Below are 25,951 nucleotides of genomic sequence, written 5' to 3'. Positions count from 1 at the left end.
TTTTTAGATTTATATTTTAAAATTTATAAGATAAACTGATTCCGGCTTCACGACCTCTCGTGTAATTCTGGTGAGTAAAAATTCCTGCGCCGTTTTCCTGTTGTATTTTGTAATTAGGATTTAATAAATTTTTAGCAGAGATTCCGATACCTATTTTGTCTAAAGTAAAGTTTAAATTAAGATCAAGAATATCTCTTCCTTGCTCATAGAAATTTCCTGCCTTGTTGGTTCCGATAGCATAAACGTTTTTACCTACGTGAGAATAAGAAACTACAAAATCTAAACTGTTTGCGTTGCTCCATTTGTAGTTGTATCCTAAGTTTGCATTAGCAATAAAATCTGCAACCCCCTGAATATCATCTTTTGTTTGTCCGCTAAATTCTGCAGTTTTACCGCCGTTTTCTTTAGCTAATTGTTCTGGAGTTTTCAATTCTTGCTCAGAATGCATTACAGTTCCGTTCAGGAAAGTATAGAGTTTTGAATTATTCCAAGAATAAATATCTTTTCTAAATTCTAATTCTGCACCTAAAATATATCCCCAATTTGAAATATTAAAGTAGGTCATATCATTTGGTGCTGAAGTAGAGTAGGTTGTTCTGGCGATAGCATTTTGAATATATTTACCAAAAGCTGCAACTGAAATAACTTCTCCTGATTTAGGGAATATTTCCCATTTTAAATCAAAATTATAGTTGTCTGATGGATTAAGGTATTCGTTACCATAAACATTCGTTGTAATATCATAGTAAGCAATTGGAATAATCTCTTTTGCTTGTGGCAGAGTATATGTTTTAGAGAATGATAATCTTAAATTCTGTTTGTCATTAATGCTGTACTTGGCATTTAGTGCAGGTAAGAATTTGTTGTAAGTTTTATTTTTTCTTTTCTCAATTCCACCAGTTAAAGGTTCTGTCCATTTAGTCTGCATATCGATGAAATCGTAACGACCACCAACTTGCACAATGAATTTATCAGACAAAGTAATATCTACATTTGCGTGTCCAGACTGAAGGTTTTGCTTAATACCATAATAAAATGGCTTAAATATATCTCCTGCCATAAAAGTCTGATAAGTAAATAAGCTGTTGTTTCCAGCATTGATGAAAGCATCAATATTATTAGGATCTACAGGATTGATAAAGCTAAAGCCCATACCAATCGTAGTATTATCGAACTTTCTGTCTTTATAAGATCCATCGTAGCCTGCGGTAATTTTGAAATTTTCAAAACTTTTAGAAACATTTAAGTGACCTAAAACAGTGTTGTCTGTAAGTTCATCAAAATATCTGTGGTTATTGATTGCACTTCCTGCAAGTAAGTTGAAGTTTTCTGCATCAATTGTATTTTGAAGACGATCTGGTCTCTTGCTGTTTAGCATATTGTAACCTACAGCCCAGTCTGCTACCCAAGTTGATCCTATTTTATGATTTCCAAATAATTGATTTACCCAAGTGTCGGTAATCTTATTATCTCCTCTGTTGATGATTACATTTCTGTCGACATCATAAGAATATCCTTTGTATGTTTTAGCTGACTGAGAAGATGAATGGATATAATTTGAAGTGAAATTAATCTTATTGTTACTGTTTAATTTATACGCTAGATTAATTAAACCTGTTGTATTTGTTTTATATACAGAACGTTGTACGTTGGTGAAATTTGAATTTGCATTTCCGCTCGCAAAAAAGAAACCTTCTTGTCCCTCGCTGTATTCATAACTGTTGTCAAACCCTGCGTAAGCGAATAAAGAAAGTTTTCCAAAGGTTGCGCCCCCTTCAATATTTATATCTGTATTGAACGGATTTTGAGCATTTTTAAAATTCCATTTGGTTGTGAACGGATAAGATTGATAAGGATTACCTTTTATAAAAGTTGTTTCTTTAAATCCAAAAAAACCAGGCCCGCCATCCTGAAGTTTAAAATCTTTTTTTCTATACGTTTGAAAATTAACACTACTTCCCAAACCAATTTTAAAATAAGGTTTTCCGCTGTGTTCTTTAGATACAATATTAATATTAGCACCTCCAAAGTCACCAGAAAATTTCGGATTATAAACTTTGTCTAGTGATATGTATTCAATCATTGAAGTCTTAAAGATCTCCAAATCAATATTTTTAAATTCAGGATCATCAGATGGAATTGTAAGGCCGTTTAGGGTCGTACTATTGTATCGATCACCCAAACCTCTTACGAAAATTTGTCCGCTTCCCTCTTGTTTTTGTGTTCCACTTGCTTTAGTTACCGCAGTTGCAGCATCACTTACACCTTGTTTGGCTAACTGTACAGAACCTACTCGTTCAATAACCTCTACAGATTTTTTCTGCATGTTAATCAAGTTAGCTTCAGTTCCTTTTTTTGTAGATCCTTTGATAATAACACCCTCAATCTTCTTTTCGTTCTTTACGGTGTCATTTTTTTCTTGAGCGTACATTAAAGTCCCTGATGTAGTAAGGAATAATGCAGCGATACTCAGTTTTCTAAAATTCATTTCTTTTTTACTAATTACTTTCGGTGCAAAGGAAGAAAAGTTTAATGGGGTAAATGGTTTAGCGAAATTTAATTTTTTCTTAACTAAACATTACGAAAAGGATATTATTGTTAACTTTATGTGAACGATAACCATTGTGTTAATCCATCATTCAAAATTGATTAACTTTGAAACGTAAAAATTGAAAATGAACCAAAAGAAAATTCTTCTAATAGACGATGAACTCGATATTCTAGAGATTCTGTCTTACAATCTGGAAAAGGAAGGTTACGACATTTATACCGCTACAAATGGTAATGAAGGTATAGTAAAAGCCAAAGAAATTATTCCAGATTTGATCTTATTAGATGTAATGATGCCCGAAAAAGACGGTATCGAAACTTGTCAGGAACTTAGAAAAGTAAAAGAGCTGCAAAAATCTCTTATCGTTTTTCTTTCTGCAAGAAGTGAAGAGTTTTCTCAATTGGCTGGCTTTCAGGCAGGAGCAAACGACTATATTGTAAAGCTTATCAAACCGAAAATTCTTATTTCTAAAGTAAATGCATTGCTTCAGCTGACTTCTCAGGTTTCTGATAATGCTAAACTTATTGAGATTGGCGATTTGGTAATCGATAAAGATAACTTCCGAGTTTCAAAAAGCGGACAGCAGTTTTTGTTACCGAAAAAAGAATTCGATTTACTTTATCTTTTAGCTTCAAACACAGAAAAAGTCTTTAAAAGAGAGGAAATTCTTGAAAGAGTATGGGGAAATGACGTAATTGTTGGTGAAAGAACAATCGATGTACATATCCGTAGACTGAGAGAAAAATTAGGAATCAACACGATTCAGACCTTAAAAGGAATTGGGTATAAATTGATTGTTTAACTCAGAAAAGACTAACTTTACATTTAACCTATAAATTTTGTAAAATTGAAATTTTACAGGCTTACCCTAGTTTCATCATGTCTGCTTACATTGGTGATGTTTGTTTTAGTGATTATATTCGATTCGCTAAAAGATATCTATTATAATACATCTCAGTTTAAGATTGGCCTTTTTTTGTGTGTTGTTTTGATGTTTATTATTAATTATGTTGTTTTAGAACTACTTTTTAATTATTACGCAAAAAAACAGGTAAGAAAGATCTCGAAAATTCTTCCTGAAGAAATAATTTACAGCGATCAAAATAATATTACACTGAAAGAACTCGGAGAAAGATTTTCAGATTTTAATCAGCAGCAGCTCACCGAGATGGATATGATGAAAGAAATGGAAAGTTACCGTAAAGAATACATCGGCAATGTTTCACATGAGCTAAAAACACCACTTTTTTCTATTCAGGGTTACGTAGAAACTTTAGTTGACGGTGGAGTAGATAATCTGACCATCCGTGATAAATATTTGGAACGAATAGGGATCTCTGTAGAAAGATTGATAGCTATCGTTAATGATCTCGACATGATCAACAGATTGGAAGCCGGTGAGATCAATCTTACCGTTTCCAGATTTGATGTTAATATTCTTATTAAAGAAATTTTTGACCTGCTCGATCTGGAAGCCGAAAAAAACAATACTGTTTTGCAGCTTCAGACTTTGCACAGCCAGATTTTTGTGGAGGCCGACAAGCAGAAAGTGTCTCAGGTTTTTATTAATCTGATTTCAAACGCTATTCACTACGCCAACAGGCAGGAAGCGAAAGTCGTGGTGAAGACAAGTGTTCTCAGAAATAAAGTACTTATCGAAGTAATTGATAACGGTATGGGAATAAAAGCCGAACTTTTACCAAGAATTTTTGAAAGATTTTATAGAGTAGAGACCAGCCGAAGCAGAAGACAGGGTGGTTCAGGATTAGGGCTAGCCATTGTGAAGCACATCCTGGAGGCTCATAACGAAAATATTACGGTAGAAAGTGTTTACCTGGAAGGTACAAAATTCAGTTTTATGCTCGAGAAAAGTAAATGATTTTGCGAAATGTAAGGAAAAAAAAGTTTCTAAAAAATTATTAAATATTTTTTGTAAAATCTCATTTATTATATATTTGCAACAAGAATTTATCACAATAAATAAGGCAAAAAGTAATTGAAATACTGATATGGTTTACAAAATCCGTGTAATATTAGATACGAAAGAAGACATTTTCCGCGATGTAGAAATCAAAGGAAAACAAACACTCTGGAACTTACATTTGGGAATTAAAAGTGCATTCAACCTTAGTGGAGATGAGCTGTCTACTTTTAATCTTCTCGAAGAAGATGGTACTGTTGTAAAAAGCGTACCACTGGAAGATATGAGTGATGATGGTGATGGCGAAATTATGTCAGATGTATACATCGATGAAGCATTTGAGTCAGCAGGAGACAAAGCACAGTTCCAGTATGGTCTGCTTGATCTTTGGGAATTTTTCTGCGAATTGGTAGAAGTTGTAGACGAAACGAAAGGTGTAAACTACCCGATTACAACGTACAGATTCGGAAATGCTCCTTTAAAAGCTCCGGGTAAAAACGGAAGCGCCGGAGGATCAAAAAACAAAAAATCTGCAATGCCTTTATTGGATGATGATTTCAGTTTTGATGATGATTTCGTAAGTGGTAGCAGCTTTGAAGATGAAGATGACAATTTCGATGACGATGAAGAAGATGATTATAATGATGATGTTTTCGATGAAGAAGACGATGACAACGAAAGATAAATAAAATACAGCCCTGAAGTAATATTCAGGGTTTTTCGTTTAAAATAATTTTGACTTAATTCATAATTTTTAGCAGGAAATTACAGTCTTGAATTTTTGTTCCTTTGGTTTTAAGGGAAAAAGAGATTTTCAAGAAAATAGACATAATCAAATCGTGTAAATATTTTTTAAAACTCAATTTCTTATTTTTGCTAAATAAATTCAGCTTAAAACTTATAAAGGAAATAGAAATATTTCATTTATCTAAAAAATGACAATGAATATGGATGTACCTCAGGAATGGAAACACACCACCAATATATATGAAGTTAACGTAAGACAATATACTAAGGAAGGCACTTTCAGAGCATTTGAAAAAGAAATGCCGCGTCTGAAAAACATGGGTGTTAAAACATTATGGTTTATGCCGATTACTCCCATTGCTCAAAAAAATAAAAAAGGAAGTTTAGGAAGTCCTTATGCGGCTTCAGATTTCACGTCGATCAATCCAGAGTTTGGGACGATGGATGATTTCAAACATTTGGTGAATGAAGCGCATCGTTTAGGTTTTAAAGTAATCATCGACTGGGTTGCCAATCACACAGGTTGGGATCATGTTTGGACGAAAACGAATCCTGAATTTTATCTGAAAGAAAATGGCGATTTCAAAATGGCATCCGGAATGGATGATATTATCGAGCTCGATTATGAAAATCAGGACATGAGGAAAGCCATGATTGATGCGATGAAGTTTTGGATCGAAGAAACAAATATTGATGGCTTCAGATGCGATCTGGCTTCTTGGGTAACGGTAGATTTTTGGGAAGAAGCAAGACCTGAAGTTGAAAAAATAAAACCTCTTTTCTGGATTGGTGAATTTGATGAATTAGAAAGTCCGGAACATGGTAAAGTGTTTGACGCCAGTTATTCTTGGAAATGGATGCACAAATCTGCTGAATTTTATAAAGACAATCAGCCGATTCAAGAGCTTGTAGATCTGCTGAGAAAATATTCTCAAATAGGAGATTCCTCTATGAGAGCGTGGTTTACCACCAATCATGATGAAAATTCCTGGAACGGAACAGAGTACGAAAAGTACGGCGATATTACAAAAGCAATGGCTGTATTCTCAGCGACTTGGAATGGTATTCCGTTATTGTATTCCGGGCAGGAACTTCCCAATCTGAAAAGATTAGAATTTTTTGAAAAAGACCCGATAGAATGGACGAATGACTGTAAAATGGCTGATTTTTATAAAACTTTGTTGTATCTGAAATCTTCAAATCCTGCTTTAAGAGGCGGTGATTCAAATGTAGTCACTTATCTTTTAAGCACTTCAGCGAATGATAAAATTTTTGCTTACATCAGAAAAAATAAGTGGAATGAGGTTTTAGTGGTGCTTAATTTCTCAAAAGAAAACGTTGAATTTACCATTGATGATGAAAATGTGTCTGGAATTTTTAAAAATATTTTTGATGGTACAAAAAGAGACTTCAGCAATGGCAAAGATTTCAGCTTTAAAGTTTCCGATTACGCTGTTTTCGAAAAATAAGTTCGCTGACAGTTATTAGATGAAATTTTCTTTTAAGATTAAATCAAAATACATAACTTTAAAAATATATTAGGAATACGAGCGGGCTTTAGCCCGCTTTTTAATGAACTACAGAAAGGCTTTAGCCCAATTTAATATGAATAAATCATTACTTTTAGATATTATTAAATCAAAGTTATCCGAAAAAATCAACAACCTAGAAAAGCTTATTGCAGAAACCCGAGCTTCAAGCAATGATACCAAAAGCTCGATGGGTGACAAATACGAAACAGGACGAGAAATGCTTCAGCAGGAAATTAATAATCTGCAAATTCAGTTAAATGAAGTTGTAAAGCAGAAAGATTTTCTAAAAACTGTGCTTCCGAAAATAGCTGATAAAGCAGAAAAAGGAGCAATTGTAAAGACTGAAAAAGGTTTGTTTTTTATTTCAGTTTCCTTAGGTGAAGTTAGTTTTGAAAATCAAAAAATCATCTGCATTTCTCCAGAATCTCCTTTGGCAAAAGCAATGTATGGGAAAAAAGAAAACGATCGTTTCTCACTCAATAATATGAATCAGCAAATTATTGAAATTCAATAGATTTTAATTTAAAAAATATTATTGATTCAAAAAGAATCAATTGTGAAATAATTAACTATTGTAAAGTTCTGTTTGCATAATTTTTGTTGATCTAAATCATAATTAATACATATTTATTATGAATATTCTAGACAATAAAGTAGCATTGGTTACAGGTGCGGGTTCAGGAATTGGGCTTGCTATTGCAAAATTATACGCTAAAGAAGGCGCAAAAGTTATCGTTTCAGATATTAATGAAGAACATGGAAAATCTGCCGTCGAAGAAATAAAATCTGCAGGTGGCGAGGCAACTTTTGTAAAAGCAGATACTTCAAATGCCGAACAAGTGGAAGCTTTGGTAAAAACAATTGTGGAAACGTACGGAAGATTAGATATTGCCTTTAATAATGCCGGAATTGGTGGTGAAGCGAATCAAACTGGAGATTACAGTCTTGATGGATGGAAAAAAGTGATCGATATTAATCTCAATGGTGTTTTCTACGGTTGCAAATATGAATTGACACAAATGGAAAAAAATGGAGGCGGGGTTATCGTAAACATCGCATCAATCCACGGAACTGTTGCAGCACCATTATCATCAGCTTATACCTCGACAAAGCATGCTGTTGTTGGTTTAACAAAAAATATCGGAGCAGAATACGGTCAAAAAAACATTCGTTGTAATGCAGTCGGACCTGGTTATATTGATACTCCTCTTTTGAATCAGTTGGATGCTGAGCATAAAAAAGCATTGATTGCCAAACATCCGATGGGAAGATTGGGTACATCAGAAGAAGTTGCCGAATTGGTTCTTTTCCTAAGTTCTGAAAAATCATCTTTTATGACGGGAGGTTATTATTTGGTTGATGGTGGATATACCGCAGTTTAATATTTCGGAAAATAAAAATGTTTAAGCATTCATTTTTATGGATGCTTTTTTTTTGATTGAAAAAGGGAATCGTATTGATATGATAACTTTAAGTTTTAAATGAAGATTTTAAACTTTGTTTTTTTTAAATTTGAAGCTGATAATTTTCACAATGCAAAACTACCTCGATTTACTCCAGCATATTTTAGATAACGGAACCAATAAAACCGACAGAACAGGAACAGGAACACGAAGTGTTTTTGGATACCAGTTGCGTTATGATTTGTCAAAAGGATTTCCTTTGGTTACGACTAAAAAGGTTCATTTGAAATCTATTATCTATGAATTGCTTTGGTTCATAAAAGGAGATACCAATATCAAATATCTTACCGATAATGGAGTATCTATTTGGAACGAATGGGCCGATGAAAATGGAGACCTTGGTCCTGTTTACGGTGCACAATGGAGAAGCTGGAGCGGTGCCGACGGAAAAGTAGTTGACCAATTTTCTGAAGTAATCGAACAGATCAAAAAAAATCCTGATTCCAGAAGGTTAATCGTTTCTGCATGGAATGCAGCTGAAATTCCAAATATGGCTTTGGCGCCTTGTCATGCTTTATTTCAATTTTATGTCGCAGACGGAAAATTGTCGCTTCAATTGTACCAAAGAAGTGCAGATGTTTTTCTGGGAGTTCCTTTTAATATTGCAAGTTATGCGCTTTTATTAATGATGGTTGCGCAGGTTACCGGATTAGAAGTTGGTGATTATGTGCATACTTTTGGTGATGTGCATATTTACAACAACCATTTTGAGCAGGTTAATAAACAGCTTTCCCGAGAGACAAGACCGTTACCAACCATGAAAATCAATCCTGAAATCAAAGATATTTTCGATTTCAATTTTGAAGATTTCACTTTAGAAAATTACGATCCGCATCCTGGAATCAAAGCTCCGGTTGCGATATAACCTTTTAGTAATAAAATCATTAACTTTGATTAAAATCCTGAAATTATGGAAATTAAAATCAGTTTAGACGAATATGCAGATGTTCCTTTCATTAAAAAACTTTTGTCTCAGATAAAAGGAATTAATCATATTGAGATTTCAGAAAATGATAAAACTTATTCGTGGGAAGAAATTGAGAATTCTGGAAATTTTGGAAAAGTAATGGAACAAAGTGAAAATGATTACAAAAAAGGAAAATATCAGGAACTTACGGATGATTTTTTTTTAGAAAAAGAAAAAAATGTTATTGACCAATTATTAAAAGAAAGCCTGCGTCAAGCTAAAGAAGGAAAAGTAAAGGAGCTTACAGATGAGCTACTAAGTCAGTATTTCAAAAAATGAAGGTTATATTGACCGAATTGGCAGAAGAGACTCTCCAAGAAATTACCGATTTTCTTAAACATAAATGGACTCAAAGAGAGTTGGATTCTCTTCTTCAAGATTATTATGCTTTTCTTTCTTCGTTAGATGATAAAATAATAAAACCTCGTGTTTACAAAACTTTTGACAGGAAAATTCATTATGCTTTAATTGGAAAAAAGCAGGTAACTATTTTTTTTGAATTTGAATCTGAACACACAATAAAAATACTTCTGTTCTGGGCTAATAAAAAGAATCCTTCATTATTAAAAAATCTCCTTAAGAAATAATCCAGTGAAGTACAAAACTTCACTTTTTTTGTAACGTTCACGCCAAAATATCTACTTATCGCTTATGAAATCACTAAAAATAACCATTGCAGAAAATACGGATGTTGAAAAATTGAAAGAACTTTTGCTTCAGGTAAAAGGAATTAATGATATCGAAATTATCGACGACGAAAACCCTGAAAGTGATCTTAAAAAAGCTTTCGCAAAAACTAAAGAACAGTTGAAGAAAGGTGATTACGAAACATTGGTCAATGATATTTTTGATATTCTGATTAAAAAATAATTCAAAAAAAATAATATAGAAAAGGATGAGAAAAGCCATTTTATCTATTGCAATACTAGGAGTTTTATTCTCCGCAAACGTATCTGCACAAACAGAAACTTCGGGAAGAGAAAAAGTCTACAGAGCAACGCACACAAAAGTTACGGAGCTTAAGCATACTAAACTTAAAGTCAATTTTGATTATCAAAAAGAGCAGATGAATGGCGAAGAATGGTTAACAGCTTCTCCGTATTTTTATCCTTCTAATGAATTGACGCTTGATGCAAAAGGAATGTTGATCCACGAAGTGGCTTTAGATAATAACGGTAAAAAATCTCCTTTAAAATATGAGTATAAAGATGATGTTTTAAAGATAAGCCTTGATAAAACGTATACGAGAAACCAGGATTATACAGTGTACATCAAATACACGTCTCGTCCGAATGAAGTGAAGCAGGAGGGAAGTGCAGCTATTAATGATGCAAAGGGTCTTTATTTCATCAATGCTCAGGGAAAAGATGCTGATAAGCCAACACAAATCTGGACTCAAGGTGAAACTGAATCTTCTTCAGCATGGTTTCCAACAATTGATAAACCGAATCAGAAGACTACACAGGAAATCTTCATGACGGTTCCTGATAAATACGTTACCCTTTCAAACGGTATTTTAAAAGAATCTAAAAAAGAATCCAACGATTTAAGAACCGATCATTGGGTGATGGATAAAAGACATTCAACCTATCTTTTCTTCATGGGCGTAGGCGACTACGCTGTTGTAAAAGACAAATGGAAAAATGTTCCTGTAGAATATTATATTGAAAAGGAATACGAACCGTATGCAAAACAGATTTACGGAAACACTCCGGAAATGATCGATTTTTTCTCTAAAAAATTAGGTTACGATTATCCTTGGGCAAAATATGCACAGATTTCCGGAAGAGATTATGTTTCCGGAGCGATGGAAAATACCACAGCAACGCTTCATGGAAGTGATATTCTTCAAAAGCCGGGACAATTAATCGATGAGAACAAATGGGAAGATACCATTGCTCATGAATTATTCCACCATTGGTTCGGCGATTTGGTAACGGCAGAAAGCTGGAGTAATCTTACCGTAAATGAGTCTTTTGCAAACTATTCAGAATATCTTTGGAACGAATATAAATACGGAAAAGATCAGGCAGATTACCATCAGTTGGAAGATGTGAATCATTACATCCACAATCCTTCAGATTTCAAAAAAGATTTGGTAAGATTTGATTATAGCTCTCGTGAAGATGTTTTCGATTTGGTAACCTATCAAAAAGGAGGCGGAATTCTTCACATGCTGAGAAATTATTTGGGTGATGATGCCTTTTTCGCCGGAATTACAGATTATCTGAAAACCAACGAATACAAGAATGCCGAAGCTCATCAATTGAGGTTATCTTTTGAAAAAGTTTCTGGTAAAGATTTAAACTGGTTCTTCAATCAATGGTATTTTGGAAATGGAAATCCAAAGCTAAACTATACTTATACTTTTGAGCCGGTAAAAAAACAGGTTACTGTTATTTTAAACCAATCTCAGGATTTGCCTTTTGAATTTCCTTTGGCAATCGATGTTTATGATAACGGTAAACCAAAAAGATATAATGTTTGGGCAAATGCCACAGCAAAAAATACACTTACTTTTGATTCTTCTAAAAATCCGGATTTAATTAACATCAATGCAGACGGCGTTTTATTAGCTGATATTACGGAGTCTAAAACTCCGGAGCAGAACTTTTTACAGTTCACCAATTCTAAAGAGTTTAAAAGCAAGTACATTGCTTTAAATGCAATAAAAGATCAGGTAGGCAAAAATCCGGCTGCTACAAAATTATTGGCTGCAGCGATAAAAGATCCTTTCTTCAGAATAAGAATCAAGGCTTTGGAGTTGATGGATCTAAGTAATCCTGAGCAGATGAAAGCTTTGGGAAGTGATGTTGAAAAACTGGCTTCAAATGATCCTAAAACTTTAGTTCAGGGTGCAGCAATTGCGGCTTTAGCGAAAACAAAGGATAAAAAATATGTTCCTATTTTTGAAAAAGGAGTTAATGCAGTTTCCAATTCTGTAAAAGGGAATTCTTTGGCGGCGATCGTTGCTGTAGATCCTTCAAAAGTAAATACGCTGGCTGATAAAATTAATTTGGAAGGAGCTTCTGAAGATATGCTGACTCAGCTATTGCCTATTGTTGTTAAAAATAAAGTGACTTCGCAGATGGCAAATATTGCTCCGATTGCGGCATTTTATCCTTTTATAAAATTCCAGAATCCTGAATTGGGGAAAGTGGCAGAAGAAGGATATAACTGGATAATGACTTCAGATAATTTAAAAGCTACAGAAAGTATCACAAAGATTCTTGGGCAGGCAAAAGATCAGATGGGAAATAATCCGCAAGTAAAAATGATGATTACTCAAATGCTGAAAGACGGTCTCAATAAGAAAATGGAACTTCTTAAGCATAATCCGCAAAAAGCATCAAGTATCAATCCGCAAATTGACGCAATCAATAAAGCGATTGAAAATTTTAAATAGATAAAAATTTATGTTTACAAAAACCACTGTTTAGACAGTGGTTTTTTATTTGAAGAAAATATCTTTTTGGATATTTGTTAATGTATTTGCTTTTTTTATGTTATTTTAATACATAAATAGTATATTTGTTGATAAACCTTTAAAATAAGATTTTATGAAAACAAAACTATTTTCTAAATTTGTATTAAAACGTACATATCTTGCCATTGCGGTTCTTGGGATTTCGTTTATGAATGCACAGATTACTACATTTCCCTGGACAGAAACTTTTGAAGACAACTCACCTACAAGAGCCAGCTGGACTCAGATTTATGAGGTAAATAATATGTCTTGGACATTTGCTTCCACAGCTTCTACGGGAGGAACTGGAATTACCGCGTACGAAGGAACAAAATTTGCAAATTATCCCGGAACTTCACATAATTTTGATAAAACAAAATTGGTAAGCCCTGTATTAAATTTGTCGGGCGTTAATAGCCCAACAGTTAGCTTTTATTATATAAATAAGTTATGGGGTTCTGATCAAAACTGGTTGAGAGTATTTTACAGAACTTCAGCAACTTCGGCTTGGGTTCAGCTTGCTGAGTTCCATTCTAATATTACTGCTTGGACGTCTTCAGGGTCAATAGGGCTTCCTCCTACAACGTATCAAATTGCTATTGAGTGTGAGACTGATTACGGATATTCTACATTAGTAGATGCAGTAGTTGTTTCAGGAGCTAATTTAAGTGTAAGTGATGTTAAGAAAACTGTGAAATCATCAATCAGCTATTATCCAAATCCTGCGCAAAATGTATTGAATTATAAGAGCAGTGAAAAAGTGAGTCAAATTACAGTTTATAACAGTGTAGGTCAAAAAATTCAGTATCACAAAACAGATTCAGATCAAGGTCGATTAGATGTTTCTGCATTACCAAGCGGAACATATATTGTAACTGGTGAAACAGCATTAGGAACAGAAACATTCAAAATGATTAAAAAGTAATTAAAATTTAATCAATCAACAATATCATTTCAAAGCATCTCCAACGAGATGCTTTTTTTGTTTAATCAATAAAAAAATAGACGATTATCCAGTATTTTTTGCAACATCTTTCATAAATTAGTTTAAAATTTGACGATTATGAGTTTTGGAATTGAGGCAGCAGCATATTATGTGCCTTCTTTGTATTTGGAAATTAAGGATTTAGCAGAAAAAAGAGGAATTGAACCTGCAAAACTGGAAAAAGGATTAGGCTTACATAAAATGGGTTTCCCCGATGTACATGAAGATGCTGCAACATTTGCTGCGGAAGCATTGCTGAAATTAATAAAAGACTACAAAATCAATCCCAAAGAAATTTCCCGTATTTATTTGGGAACAGAAAGCGCAATCGATGCCGCTAAACCAACAGCTTCTTATGCAATGCAGATGGTAGAAAAAGTTTTGGAACCGGAGTTCGGAGAAAGATGCTTCAAAAACTGTGATGTGGTAGATATGACTTTTGCCTGCATCGGAGCAGTAGATGCGCTTCACAATTCTTTAGATTTTGTAAGGGTAAATCCTGATAAAAAAGCAGTGGTTATTGCAAGTGATTATGCTAAGTACGAACTGGCTTCTTCTGGTGAATATACTCAAGGTGGAGGTGCGGTTGCTTTGCTCGTTTCTGCGAAACCAGATTTAATCGAAATTGAAAATAATTGGGGAATTGCTACAGAATCTGTTTTTGATTTTTTTAAACCCAGAAGACATTTCAAAAAAGAAGATTTAAAGAATGCTACTGAATCTTTTCCAGACAAAATAGAAATTTTTACGGATGAACCTGTTTTTGACGGGCAATATTCCAACCAATGTTATCAGGATAGAATCAGAGAAGCTTATCAGCATTATGAAGAGGTTTCTGGTAAAACAAAGCCTTCAGAAAACTGGAAATATCTTATTTTCCACCTTCCGTATGCATTTCATGGCAAAAGAGTTTTTACAGAAATTTACAGCTTAGAAAACGGACTTCCATATTCAAATGCTGAAGAACAAAAATCTGTTGCAAAGTCTGAAAATTATATTCAGTTCATCAATAATAAAATTGAAAAAACACAGCGTGCATCGTCTGAAATAGGAAATATGTATACCGCTTCGATTTTTATGGCCTTACTTTCAGCATTACAGACTTCTTTTAATGAAAATGAAGAATTATCAGGTCAAGAAATAGGATTTTTAGGTTACGGGAGCGGTTCAAAATCAAAAGTTTTTGCCGGAAAAGTTTCTGAAAACTGGAAAACTGTCGTTGCAAAATGGGATTTATTTGAAAATCTTAAAAACCGTTTAGCGATTGATTTCGATACTTACGAAAAGCTTCATAGAAAACAGTTGGAACATTCTGTAAATCCTGATTACACCGGATTTGGATTAGAATCTGTGGAATTGGAAAATCCTGTGTTGAAAGGAGCGAGGTATTACGGTTATAAAGGATAAAAATAATAAATAAAGCATCTCTTTTGAGGTGCTTTGTTTTTAGACTAAATAATATGCGAAATTTAATTTATCTGATTATCATTTTTGCTTTCACTTCATGTACTGAGAAAAAGAATGATTACGAAATTATAAATACCTTTTTTGATGAGCATAAAATAAGTGTGAAGAATCTTTCTTCAGAACCATTTTATCTAAAAGAAGGATTAGAATACTGGAAAGAAAAAGAGTTTACAGATTTGAATTTTGAAATTATTAATGAAAAATATCAGATTGATACCTCTTTAGTGAAAAATAAATATACCGATTCAAAATCTATTTTGTGTAAAACAAGAATATCGAAACCTTTATTTTCAAAGGATAGAAAAAGAATACTTCTAGCTGTAGATGAAAATTGTGGTTCAGATAAAAGTTTAACGATTTATTTACTTAAAAAAGATAAAGGAAAATATGTTTATGAAACTGATATTAATTCAACAAGAACTTATCGTCATTAGAATTAAATATGACACATAATCTTATTCTGATAACTTTTCGGCGTCACTCCAACCAATTGTTTAAAAACTCTTGTGAAATAATTGGTATCAGAAAAACCGGTTTGAAAGGCAGTTTCCTTGATGCTGTTATTTAAAGCTAAAAGTTCTTTTGCCCTGTTAATACGTTCCTGAAGAATAAAATCATTAGGCGAAGTTCCTAGTTCATCTTTAAACATTTTAAAGAAGTTTGATTTGCTTACATAAGCCAGTTTCGCTATGCTGTCAATAGAAAGTTTTTGGTGAATATTTTTCTTAATGTAATCTACCACAAAACCAATTCTCGATTTATTTTTAGCAATATTTTTTTCTACCATAGTTCTTGCCTGAGTTTGCATCAGCCTTATTAGTAATTCCTTCAAAGCAAAATCTGCCATAATATCTTTCTGTGAATTGTCATCCATTGCAATTCTCATAATATTGTTGGTTGCAGAAGCCAAAGACTTATTATTAAACAGAAAATACTCATCCAGCTGTATATTCCATGTTGCGGTTTCGTCCACTTTTGGAAAATTGTAGTTGAGGTGATTCAGAGAATTTTCAATAAATTCTGGGTTTAAGCTTAAAGAAATACATTGAGAAGGAGTTTCGTCTGCATCAGGAAAATCGATGACCATCGTTTCTCCGGGAGCTACCAAAATGCTTTCTCCGGGATGGTAATCAAAATAATTGGTTTTATTTTCCAGCTTCATGTGCTTTCTACCGCGGAGCATTGCTGTAAATGCAATGTTGTCAAAATGTAGTTTTACGCCGTAAGCAGACTTGTGGGTTTCGTAAATGCTAAATTCACAGTTGTTTAGATTGAATAATGTCTGGTTTTCGACCATGTTCAAAAGCTGGCTTTCCTTCTTTAATTCAGGAGTATTTAATAAAAACTTGTTATCATTCATTTCTAACATTTTTCGAGACCTATCTATTCAAATATAAAGATTAATTGACTATTTATTTGTTAATGAAACGATAAAAATTAGAACGGTGTACTATTTTAATATTTTTTTGTAGGATTCTGCTATTCAATTCTCTTTGCTGTATGTAATTTGGCTTTAGATAAAAATTAAACATATTAATATGAGCACAACAGCAGAACAGCAATCGGCTACCACTTTACAGTGGCCGGAGTTTAAAAATCAGTACAATAATTATATTGACGGCAAGTTTACAGCACCGGTTAACGGGCAGTATTTTGATGTGGTTTCTCCGGTTGACGGGAAAGTTTTCACGCAGGCAGCACATTCATCCAAAGAAGATTTAGAATTAGCGGTAAATGCTGCAGAAAAAGCATTTCAAACCTGGAAAGACACTTCTTCTACAGAAAGAAGCATTATCCTGAATAAAATTGCAAATAGAATTGAGCAGAATTTAGAATATATCGCAACGGTTGAGACCATTGACAATGGTAAAGCAGTAAGAGAAACTTTAGCAGCAGATATTCCTTTGGCAATTGATCACTTCAGATATTTTGCATCGGTCATCAGAGCAGAAGAAGGTTCTCACAACGAATTAGATAAAGACACGGTTTCGTTAATCGTTCATGAGCCTTTAGGAGTAATTGCTCAAATCATTCCTTGGAATTTCCCAATCCTTATGGCAGTCTGGAAACTAGCTCCGGCTTTGGCTGCAGGTAATTGCGTGGTCTTAAAGCCTGCAGAAAGTACACCGGTTTCTATCTTGGTTTTAATGGAATTAATTGGCGATTTGCTTCCGGCGGGAGTTGTGAATATCGTTAATGGTTTTGGAGCAGAATTGGGAAGAGCTTTGGTAACAAATCCGAAAGTGAACAAAGCAGCATTTACAGGTTCTACAGCAACAGGTCGTTTGGTAATGCAATATGCGACAGAAAATATTATTCCGGTGACTTTAGAATTGGGAGGGAAATCTCCAAACGTATTCTTCAGTTCAGTGATGGATGCAGATGATGCATTTTTAGATAAAGCGATTGAAGGAGCAGTACTTTTTGCTTTAAATCAGGGTGAGATTTGTACTTGTCCGTCAAGATTATTGGTGCAGGAAGATATTGCAGACGCCTTCATTGCAAAAGTTATCGAAAGAGTAAAAGCAATCAAAGTAGGAAATCCTTTAGATAAAACGGTGATGATGGGCGCTCAGGCTTCAAAAATTCAGAAAGACAAGATTCTTTCTTATATCAAATTGGGTAAAGAAGAAGGTGCAGAAGTTTTAGTGGGTGGTGATGTGAACCATGTTGGAGAAGGTTTAGATGAAGGATATTACATTCAGCCGACCATTTTCAAAGGAAACAACAGAATGAGAATTTTCCAGGAAGAAATTTTCGGACCGGTTCTGGCTTTCACGACGTTTAAAGACGAAGAAGAAGGAATCAAAATTGCCAACGATACCATTTACGGATTGGGAGCAGGAGTTTGGACGAGAGATGCACACCAGTTGTACAATGTGCCGCGTCAGATTCAGGCGGGTAGAGTTTGGGTTAATCAATATCACTCATATCCTGCAGGTGCGCCGTTTGGAGGGTACAAACAATCGGGTATTGGTAGAGAAAACCATAAAATGATGTTGGATCATTACCGTCAGACGAAGAATATGTTGATCTCTTACAACAAAAATAAATTAGGTTTCTTTTAATTTAAATATTTAGGGCGTGCCCGTTTTCCCCGTTTGTCACGGGGAAAACGGTCGGGCTATCCAGGGCTGCACTTCGTTTCGGTGCTTCGCACCGGCTCCTTCGTCGCCGCCCTTCCTATCCCTCACGCAGAAGTGGTGTGAAAAACACGTCTCTATATTTGGTTTATGTAAAGCCTGACAATGCTTGTTTTGTCAGGCTTTTTTTAACTTTATAAAATAGACAAAGACTAAGCCCGACTTAGTCAAAGTTTTAATAAACCAAATTTTGTTTGAAAGACTTTAAAATGACTTAGGAGTCTGAAGCGTTAAGAAAATTATTTCGATGAACGTTAAGAAAATTCTTCTGTCTGAAGCGCGATACAAATGTTCAACCGAAGGGAACAATAAGCTCTCGTGCAAGTTTAGAATTTTTAGTGAATTGAATTAATTTTCAGCGAAAGAATCCAGGTCTTGAACTTTTGGTTCTTTTGTTTCAAGACAAAAGAATAATAAAAAAATCATTATGGAAACAAAAAAAATATCAAGACTCTCTGTTACAGAAAAAGCATTGGAGGTAATCTGGGAGCTAGAGAAAAAGTATGGTGATCTGATGTTTTATCAGGCCGGAGGTTGTTGTGAAGGAACGCAGCCACAATGTTTTGAAAAAGGAGGTTATTTTCCAAGAATGAACGATGCAATGATCGGAACCATCAACGGACATGAATTCTGGATCGACCGCGACCTTTTCGAATATTGGCAGTATTCGCATTTTACATTAGATATTTTAGAAGGTTTCGGTCCGGGCGGGTTTTCTCTGGAGACTCCTTTAGGAAAAACATTTAAAGTGCATTACAAACTTTTCACGGCAGATGAATTGAAGAATTTAGAAGAGGTAAAACGAAGTGAATAATTTATCGATAGCTTTTAAACTGATTGTTTTTCTGAGCAATAAAGTTTAACTCTCTTTCAAAATCATATTTACATTTTTTTATACTTATTTTTAAAATGAAATACTGACCGATGGTTAATAATATCGGAATGGCAATTAAGAAATAATTTTCGTTGTTTTGAATTTCATGTGATGCTATGAAAAAGAAAAGAAGAATTCCTAAAATTGAAGCTATAAAGGGATAAATAAAGGGTATAAATTCTATTTTAATGACTGCTTTATTGTTTTCTTCTAAAATATTTCCTTTTATAATAGAATGATAAATATTGATATCAAATAAATGTCTTCTTCTTTTTATAATAAAGTTGTCTGAATTGATTAATCCCCTGTATTCAAATCTGGTAGGGATTCCATGATCTGGGATTAAAGATATAAAGCTTGTATTTGTTTCGTAGGTAACTTTTTTTAAGCTTTCAATGAATTCGGATTTATCGATCTCAATATTGAAATTTAAATCATCATAAAGCCCGATAGTTTTAAAAAATGAAGTCATAATCTATTATCAAATTAAATCTGCTAAATCAGCAAGAACAAACAATTGTAAAAATTTGTAAAATCATTTAAACATTTCTCCTGCGGATTGCACAGATTTCAATGTTTAATAATTAATGATATTTGTGTTTAAATTAAATCAAACCTTTACAAACCGATTCACAAACATCGCCGCTACAACATCTCCGACCGCATTTAAAACCGTCGCCAAAGGATCTACCAAAGTTCCGATAATGATCACGGCGGGAATAGCTTCCTGTGGCAAACTGTAAACAGAAATCATCAGCATTTCCCCAATATAACCACCATTCGGAATTCCACCGGCAACGATACTTACGAAAACAGTGATTCCTAAAGCCAGCAAAAGATTGGAAGGTTCAAAAAAATCTCTCCCGATAATCTGAAAAGCTACATATATTTTAATAATCGAAGACATTGACGAACCGTTTTTATGCAATGTCGTCCCAATCGGTATCACCAGATTGGCAATCGAACTTGGAACTCCTATCCGTGATGCGGCTACCAAATTGGTGGGCATTGTTGCAAAGCTGCTGCAGGTACTCAGTGCGGTTAAGGTAGGAAGAATGGCATTTTTCCAGAAACTTTTGATTCCGTTTTGTCCGTTTGCCATAAAAGCATAAAGCGTGAAAAACACGAAAAAGTAAATAATTCCTGCAACGTAATATAGACCAAGCGGTTTAGCATAAAAACCAAAAAGTTGAGGTCCCAATGTAGCAACCTGATATGCAAAGTACGCTCCCAAACCGATGGGTGCAATTTTCATGATCATTAAAAGAAGTTCTTTCATCACTTCATAGCCTGAAGCAATAAAAACCCTGAATGGTTTCCCGCTTTCGCCTGATTTTCTGGCTGCAAAACCTGTAAGGAACGCAAAAATAAGAAGTGCGAGCATATTTTTTCGTGAAAACAATTCGGTAAACTCACCAACGGTAAAAAAGCTTACAATTCTATCGCCCCAATTTTCTTCTTTGGTAGTTTCTGCAATTAGTTCTGTACTTCCTGATATGGATGAAACGGGGAAAAGATAGACCGCACTAATCGTAAAAACTGCTGCAGTCAATATAAAAAAGAGAAATGTAAAACACATAACCAGAAGGATTTTACCAAACTTAGATTCCTGCTCAAGAGAAGCGATGGAATTGGAAACGGCAAAAAATACAAGCGGAACTACACTTACGAAAAGAAGGTTGAGGAAAATGTCTCCCAGAGGTTTTATGTATTCCACGATTTGTGGAGCAATAATACCGATAATACTTCCCACGGTGATTCCCAGAAGTAAAAGCAAAATTCCGGAATAGTTTTTTAAGACCTCTTTCATAGGTGGATATTTCTTGTTTCTGATTAATTATTGTATTAATCAGTATTTGAACTTCAGTTTAGTAATGGCGACGTTCAGCCTGATTTTTATCAAAGATAGATTTATTTTTAACAATTTCTTAGATGCATGTTCGCCTTAATTTTTCTAAATTTGAGTAAACATTCGTTTCTATGGCTTATATAGATTATTACAAAATTTTAGGCGTAGACAAAAGCGCAACTCAGGACGCTATTAAAAAAGCGTATCGCAAACAGGCAAGAAAACTCCACCCAGACCTTAATCCGAACGACAAAGAGGCCGAAAAACAGTTCAAAGAGCTGAATGAAGCCAATGAAGTGCTCAGTAATCCTGAGAACCGTGCCAAGTACGATAAGTATGGTGAAAACTGGAAACATGGTGAAGAATACGAAAAAGCCCAACAACAGCAAAGACAGCAATATCAAGGCGGAAACTACGGCGGTGGATTTTCTGGTGCCGATTTTGGAGAAGGTGAAGATTTTTCAGATTTTTTCCAAAGCATGTTTGGCGGAGCAGGTGGCGGTTTCGGAAGAAGTTCACGCGGCAGTGCCTCCGGAAAGTTTAAAGGTCAGGATGTTCAGGCAGAATTAAATTTAAACTTAAAAGAAGCAGCAACAACGCATCAGCAGACTTTTGATATCAATGGTAAAAAGGTAAGAATCACAATTCCCGCCGGAGTTTATGATGGACAGCAAATAAAATTAAAAGGTCACGGTAATCCGGGCGTTAATGGCGGTCCGAGCGGAGATTTGTATATTACTTTTAATATCAATCCTGATCCCAATTTTGAAAGAGTAGGAGATGATCTGAAAACTAAAGTTACAATTGATCTTTACACGGCAGTTTTAGGTGGGGAAGTGAATGTAAGTACTTTAGAAGGAAGCGTTAATCTGAAAGTAAAACCCGGAACCCAAAACGGAACAACGGTAAGACTAAAAGGAAAAGGCTTTCCAATCTATAAAAAAGACGGTCAATTTGGTGATTTATTTGCGACGTATGATGTAAAATTGCCGACCGATCTTACAGATAAGCAGAAAGAACTTTTTGAACAACTTAAAAATTCCTAAGCTATGAGTGAAAGAATATCACGCGAAGAGCTCGTACAGATTTATAATATTGAAATTACTTTTTTTGATGAATTGGTAGATTCGGGTTTGCTGAATATAGAGACGGATAATGAAATTCGTTATCTGATGTATGAAGATCTTCCCACATTTGAGCGATTTACCAATTGGCATTACGATCTGGAAATTAATCTTCCCGGTCTGGAAGTAATCCACAATATGCTTCAGAAAATGGAAAATTTAAATCAGATCAACCGTGAGTTAATGCAAAAACTTTCGGCGATAAGTGATAAATATGAGGATATTTAATTTAGTTTTGTAAACTATAAAACTCAATATATGGCCAGACTCAACGACGATAAGATCATTGATTTACAGATCAACAAAAAAGATTTTGAAGAGATTTACCTTCATGGAGACCAGGGAAGCCTTTTTTTCTCACCAACTGTGAAAGGGAAGTTGATCACCACAATCGTAGTAGCTGTGATTTTGTTGGTTTTATTTTACTTTAAAGATGATTTAAGTAAAGAGAAATTCGGGATTTTATACTTTGTGAGTTTCCTTTTTCTGCTTTGTGCGGTCTATTTGTCTTTAGCGATCAATAAAGTTTCAAAATGGAAAAAGGAAGTGGTTAAATATCTTAAAACACTTGAAAATACAGATATTTATCAAATTCAGTTTAATGCTAAAGTTTTTAAAGTAAACCTTAATGATAGTAAAGAAACCAGTCTTTGGACAGAATTTACGGCTGCAGAGATCAGTGATAAATTTATCGGTTTAGAAGGGAAATTCAATTATATGTTTCCAAAAAAATCAATGCGGGAAGCAGATTTCGAATTGTTGAAACAGGCAGTGCAAACGAATGTTTTGAAATAGAACCTAGAAAAATAGCTTGCTTTAAAATTTTTGCTTCCTCAATAAATTTAATGCTTTTAAGTAATCATCAAAAACTTGTTTATAAATAAAATTTGTGCATTCGTGGCAAAAGCAGGATGCTAAACTAATACTGATATGGATTTTCGTAAATGATTGAGAAGGATATATTTGTAAATATGCGTATAAAAGTTAATAGCCACGAATGCACAAAGCTAATTGTTAGTATTTTTTAAATGGTTTGTTGTGTATTGTTATTTCATCATGACTAGACAATTTAAATAAAACAAAACTCAGAGCAAACACTCTGAGTTTTGTTTTATAATGAAAAGCTGATTACTCTAACCAACCCATTTCTTTCATCCATTCGTCGTTGTAGATTTTCCCAACGTATCTTGATCCGTGATCGTGAAGAAGTACCACAATGATATCATCTTTTGTGAACTGATCTTTCATCTGTACCAAAGCTGCCATTGCGCTTCCTGCAGAATACCCACAGAAAATACCTTCTTCTTTAGCCAGTTTTCTTGCATAAATAGCACCGTCTTTATCGGTCACTTTTTCGAAATGATCGATCACAGACATATCGTAATTTTCAGGAAGAATATCTTCGCCAATACCTTCTGTAATGTAGCTGTAAGCGTTTCCTAGATTAATTTCTCCCGTTTCGTGAATTTCTTTTAAGATAGAACCATACGTATCGACTCCGATTATTTTAATATCAGAATTTTTTTCTTTAAAGAATGTTCCGCACCCTGTAATGGTACCGCCCGTTCCGGCTCCAACAACAAAATGAGTCAGTTTTCCTTCCGTTTGTTCCCAGATTTCAGGAGCGGTAGACTCGTAGTGAGCCGCTCTGTTAGACAAATTATCATATTGATTAACGTACCATCCGTTTTCCGTTTCTTTTGCCAATCTCTTTGAAACTGAATAATAAGAACGAGGATCAGTAGGTTTTACGTCTGTAGGACAAACGATTACTTCAGCTCCAACGGCACGAAGAATATCACATTTTTCTTTTGACTGTTTAGCGTTTGTTACAAAAATACATTTGTAACCTTTGATGATGGCTGCCAAAGCCAATCCCATCCCTGTATTTCCTGAAGTACCTTCAATGATCGTTCCCCCTGGTTTTAGTCTTCCGTCTTTTTCGGCGTCTTCAATCATTTTTACGGACATTCTGTCTTTTACCGAATTTCCGGGGTTGAAAGTTTCTACTTTTGCCAAAACCAATGCTGGAAAATCTTCACCCAAAACTTTATTAAGCTTTACAAGAGGGGTATTTCCAATGGTTTCAAGTATATTTTCTGCGTATTTCATATGTAGCTTTATTCTTTTTTATGGTCATATGTTATCGCTTATCTTCGTAAACTTATGCGATTTAAAAGTCTACACAGCGATTCCACAAATGTTTTTTTTATGCCTGACAAAGATACGGTTTTCAAATAATTAATAATTAAAAATGAAGAATTAAGAGCGTTTCAATAAAACTTTTCAATGCTATACCCATCAATTTAATCAGGAGCTTTTTCCGCTTTTCGTTACAATCTTTTTTTTCAAAAAAGGATTTTCACTGCAATCAGGGCTAAGATATTTGTCACATTACAATTATTTGTCATTGCGATCAGATTGCAAGTCTGCGAACGTTGTCTTGTAGCGTAAAAATCTCAAAAGTATTTTATAATAAATGTCCACTCCACTCATTTTGCCATTCTGTAAGAATCTCCACAGTCGAATCACAAATGCCCGCTTAGATTTCTACGAAATGACAAACACTATGCAAAGCAAGATTTGTAATTAATAATTCACAATTCACTAGCGAAGCTAAATTGACAATTCACTAATTATACTTAATCGCTTTTACAGGAGAAATTTTACTGATCAGATAACTGGGGATCACCAAAGCCATTCCGGAAATAATTAAAACACCTATCGAAATAGAAATAATAATCCACGCGTTAAGGTCAACAGGAACTACACTTACATAGTAATTATTAGGATTTAGTTTTATAATTCCTGTATATTTTTGGGTAATTAAAAGTCCAAGACCGATGAGGTTTCCGCACAAAAGCCCCGGAACCATGATAATCAAAGTATAGTTGATAAAGGTCGCACGAATCTGTCCGTTCGTTGCACCCAATGTTTTAAGTAAGCCAATAGAATTGGTTCTTTCGATGATAAGAATCAGCAATACCATGATGATATTGATGATGACCACCAAAAGCATGATTGAAATAATAATACCGATATTGGTGTCAAAAAGCCCGATCCAATCGTTTATTTGTGGATATTTATCGGTTGCTTTTTCTGCATAATTTTTATATCCGATGAATTGTTCAACTTCGGGAGCGTCTTCGTCAACATTATTAATATTTTTGAAGAATACATCTAGCCCGCCAATTTCATCAGGCTTCATATCCATAATTCTTCGTACGTGATTGATATCGCCGACCACAAACTGTTCATCGATCATTTTGATGTCGGTTTTGTAGATTCCTACAACTTCAAAATTTCTGTAAATAGGTTTTTGATCAGCTTTTGAAAAAACAGTAACAATGCTGTCGTTTACTTTCAGATGAAGGTCGTTAGCGATTTTTTCTGAAATGACAACGCCGTTGTTGTAGCCTTCTCCATTCAGAAAAGGAGTTTTTCCGGCAGTCAGAAATTTTTTGAACCTCAAACTGTCAAAATCTTTACCTACACCTTTAAAAATGATTCCGGCAAAGCTGTTTTCATTACGCATAATTCCGGTTACCATTGCATATCCCTGTACTGTCGCAACATCGGGAAGAGCTTTGATTTTTTTAATATCCAATCCTTGATTATCGAGAACCGAAGTATTGTAAGATGAATTTGATTTGGTAGATCTTACCGTAATGTGACCACTGAAATCTCCCAATCTTTCTTTAATCGCTTTTTTTGAACCCAATCCTGTAGAAACAGTGATGAGCGAAACGATAATTCCCAGCGCTACAGACAGCCTGCCGATGAAGATGATAACCCGAGAAAGGTTATTTTTGTTATCTTTGGAAAACGCTATTTTTCGGGAAAAATATAATGGAAATTTCAA

25 protein-coding genes are annotated in these 25,951 nt (G+C 34.4%); 19 read left to right on the top strand and 6 right to left on the bottom strand.

Annotated elements, in window-relative coordinates:
• Positions 1–16: 16 nt before the first annotated feature.
• Positions 17–2,488, bottom strand: a complete 2,472-nt coding sequence (locus OH814_RS11235; RefSeq protein ID WP_308828212.1) for a TonB-dependent receptor domain-containing protein — start codon at positions 2,486–2,488, stop codon at positions 17–19.
• Between the two features lie 187 nt (positions 2,489–2,675).
• Between OH814_RS11235 and OH814_RS11230 the strand changes: the two genes are divergently transcribed.
• The 14 genes from OH814_RS11230 to OH814_RS11165 all read left to right on the top strand — a co-directional run bounded on the left by OH814_RS11230 (position 2,676) and on the right by OH814_RS11165 (position 15,533).
• The gene (locus OH814_RS11230; RefSeq protein WP_115620056.1) at positions 2,676–3,353 is read left to right on the top strand and encodes a response regulator; all 678 of its coding nucleotides are present in this window, start codon (positions 2,676–2,678) and stop codon (positions 3,351–3,353) included.
• Between the two features lie 45 nt (positions 3,354–3,398).
• Positions 3,399–4,430 carry a cell wall metabolism sensor histidine kinase WalK gene (locus OH814_RS11225; protein WP_076562651.1) on the top strand — a complete coding sequence of 344 codons (1,032 nt, stop codon included), beginning with the start codon at positions 3,399–3,401 and terminating at the stop codon, positions 4,428–4,430.
• Positions 4,431–4,560: 130 nt separating this feature from the next.
• Entirely contained in the window at positions 4,561–5,157 is a 597-nt protein-coding gene (locus OH814_RS11220; protein ID WP_076562649.1) for a hypothetical protein, read from the top strand.
• Positions 5,158–5,413: 256 nt separating this feature from the next.
• The gene (locus OH814_RS11215; protein ID WP_308828211.1) at positions 5,414–6,688 is read left to right on the top strand and encodes an alpha-amylase family glycosyl hydrolase; all 1,275 of its coding nucleotides are present in this window, start codon (positions 5,414–5,416) and stop codon (positions 6,686–6,688) included.
• A 136-nt stretch (positions 6,689–6,824) separates the two neighbouring features.
• A complete protein-coding gene (locus OH814_RS11210) occupies positions 6,825–7,265 on the top strand; it encodes a GreA/GreB family elongation factor (protein WP_123885892.1) in 441 nt (146 codons plus the stop codon).
• A gap of 118 nt (positions 7,266–7,383) precedes the next feature.
• Entirely contained in the window at positions 7,384–8,133 is a 750-nt protein-coding gene (locus tag OH814_RS11205; protein ID WP_308828210.1) for a glucose 1-dehydrogenase, read from the top strand.
• A gap of 151 nt (positions 8,134–8,284) precedes the next feature.
• Positions 8,285–9,079: a thymidylate synthase gene (locus tag OH814_RS11200; protein ID WP_308828209.1), complete on the top strand. Its 795-nt coding sequence runs from the start codon at positions 8,285–8,287 to the stop codon at positions 9,077–9,079.
• Positions 9,080–9,124: 45 nt separating this feature from the next.
• Positions 9,125–9,460, top strand: coding sequence for a hypothetical protein (locus OH814_RS11195; protein WP_308828208.1), 336 nt, complete (start codon positions 9,125–9,127; stop codon positions 9,458–9,460).
• 8 nt (positions 9,461–9,468) lie between these two features.
• Positions 9,469–9,768, top strand: coding sequence for a hypothetical protein (locus OH814_RS11190; protein WP_308828207.1), 300 nt, complete (start codon positions 9,469–9,471; stop codon positions 9,766–9,768).
• A 64-nt stretch (positions 9,769–9,832) separates the two neighbouring features.
• A complete protein-coding gene (locus OH814_RS11185) occupies positions 9,833–10,051 on the top strand; it encodes a hypothetical protein (protein WP_076562635.1) in 219 nt (72 codons plus the stop codon).
• A gap of 25 nt (positions 10,052–10,076) precedes the next feature.
• Positions 10,077–12,587: a M1 family metallopeptidase gene (locus OH814_RS11180; protein ID WP_308828206.1), complete on the top strand. Its 2,511-nt coding sequence runs from the start codon at positions 10,077–10,079 to the stop codon at positions 12,585–12,587.
• Between the two features lie 154 nt (positions 12,588–12,741).
• Positions 12,742–13,572, top strand: a complete 831-nt coding sequence (locus OH814_RS11175) for a T9SS type A sorting domain-containing protein (RefSeq protein ID WP_308828205.1) — start codon at positions 12,742–12,744, stop codon at positions 13,570–13,572.
• Between the two features lie 138 nt (positions 13,573–13,710).
• Positions 13,711–15,039, top strand: a complete 1,329-nt coding sequence (locus tag OH814_RS11170) for a hydroxymethylglutaryl-CoA synthase (RefSeq protein WP_308828204.1) — start codon at positions 13,711–13,713, stop codon at positions 15,037–15,039.
• A 53-nt stretch (positions 15,040–15,092) separates the two neighbouring features.
• Entirely contained in the window at positions 15,093–15,533 is a 441-nt protein-coding gene (locus tag OH814_RS11165; RefSeq protein WP_308828203.1) for a hypothetical protein, read from the top strand.
• 2 nt (positions 15,534–15,535) lie between these two features.
• Here OH814_RS11165 and OH814_RS11160 read toward each other — a convergent pair whose 3' ends face one another.
• Positions 15,536–16,459 carry an AraC family transcriptional regulator gene (locus OH814_RS11160; protein WP_201135164.1) on the bottom strand — a complete coding sequence of 308 codons (924 nt, stop codon included), beginning with the start codon at positions 16,457–16,459 and terminating at the stop codon, positions 15,536–15,538.
• Between the two features lie 178 nt (positions 16,460–16,637).
• On the opposite strand from OH814_RS11160, the gene OH814_RS11155 reads away from it, so the two are divergent.
• Entirely contained in the window at positions 16,638–18,167 is a 1,530-nt protein-coding gene (locus tag OH814_RS11155; RefSeq protein ID WP_308828202.1) for an aldehyde dehydrogenase family protein, read from the top strand.
• A gap of 502 nt (positions 18,168–18,669) precedes the next feature.
• Entirely contained in the window at positions 18,670–19,056 is a 387-nt protein-coding gene (locus tag OH814_RS11150; protein ID WP_076562624.1) for a DUF779 domain-containing protein, read from the top strand.
• A gap of 1 nt (position 19,057) precedes the next feature.
• Here OH814_RS11150 and OH814_RS11145 read toward each other — a convergent pair whose 3' ends face one another.
• Entirely contained in the window at positions 19,058–19,588 is a 531-nt protein-coding gene (locus OH814_RS11145; RefSeq protein ID WP_308828201.1) for a hypothetical protein, read from the bottom strand.
• Positions 19,589–19,726: 138 nt separating this feature from the next.
• Positions 19,727–20,926 carry a dicarboxylate/amino acid:cation symporter gene (locus OH814_RS11140; RefSeq protein WP_308828200.1) on the bottom strand — a complete coding sequence of 400 codons (1,200 nt, stop codon included), beginning with the start codon at positions 20,924–20,926 and terminating at the stop codon, positions 19,727–19,729.
• A 170-nt stretch (positions 20,927–21,096) separates the two neighbouring features.
• On the opposite strand from OH814_RS11140, the gene OH814_RS11135 reads away from it, so the two are divergent.
• Genes OH814_RS11135 through OH814_RS11125 form a run of 3 tightly spaced genes read left to right on the top strand, consistent with a single transcriptional unit; the run spans position 21,097 to position 22,884 of the window.
• Positions 21,097–22,011: a DnaJ C-terminal domain-containing protein gene (locus OH814_RS11135; protein ID WP_201135162.1), complete on the top strand. Its 915-nt coding sequence runs from the start codon at positions 21,097–21,099 to the stop codon at positions 22,009–22,011.
• Positions 22,012–22,014: 3 nt separating this feature from the next.
• Positions 22,015–22,317: a chaperone modulator CbpM gene (locus OH814_RS11130; RefSeq protein WP_076562613.1), complete on the top strand. Its 303-nt coding sequence runs from the start codon at positions 22,015–22,017 to the stop codon at positions 22,315–22,317.
• 30 nt (positions 22,318–22,347) lie between these two features.
• Positions 22,348–22,884, top strand: a complete 537-nt coding sequence (locus tag OH814_RS11125) for a hypothetical protein (protein WP_308828199.1) — start codon at positions 22,348–22,350, stop codon at positions 22,882–22,884.
• 333 nt (positions 22,885–23,217) lie between these two features.
• Here the strand turns inward: OH814_RS11125 and OH814_RS11120 are convergent, their stop codons facing one another.
• Positions 23,218–24,201: a pyridoxal-phosphate dependent enzyme gene (locus OH814_RS11120; RefSeq protein ID WP_308828198.1), complete on the bottom strand. Its 984-nt coding sequence runs from the start codon at positions 24,199–24,201 to the stop codon at positions 23,218–23,220.
• A 520-nt stretch (positions 24,202–24,721) separates the two neighbouring features.
• Entirely contained in the window at positions 24,722–25,951 is a 1,230-nt protein-coding gene (locus OH814_RS11115; RefSeq protein WP_123885876.1) for an FtsX-like permease family protein, read from the bottom strand.

The sequence above is a fragment of the Chryseobacterium sp. CFS15 genome (genome assembly GCF_031118795.1).
Lineage (GTDB): Bacteria > Bacteroidota > Bacteroidia > Flavobacteriales > Weeksellaceae > Chryseobacterium > Chryseobacterium indoltheticum.
Note: the sequence above shows the minus strand (reverse complement) of the source record. Positions and strands in the feature narration are given on the sequence as shown.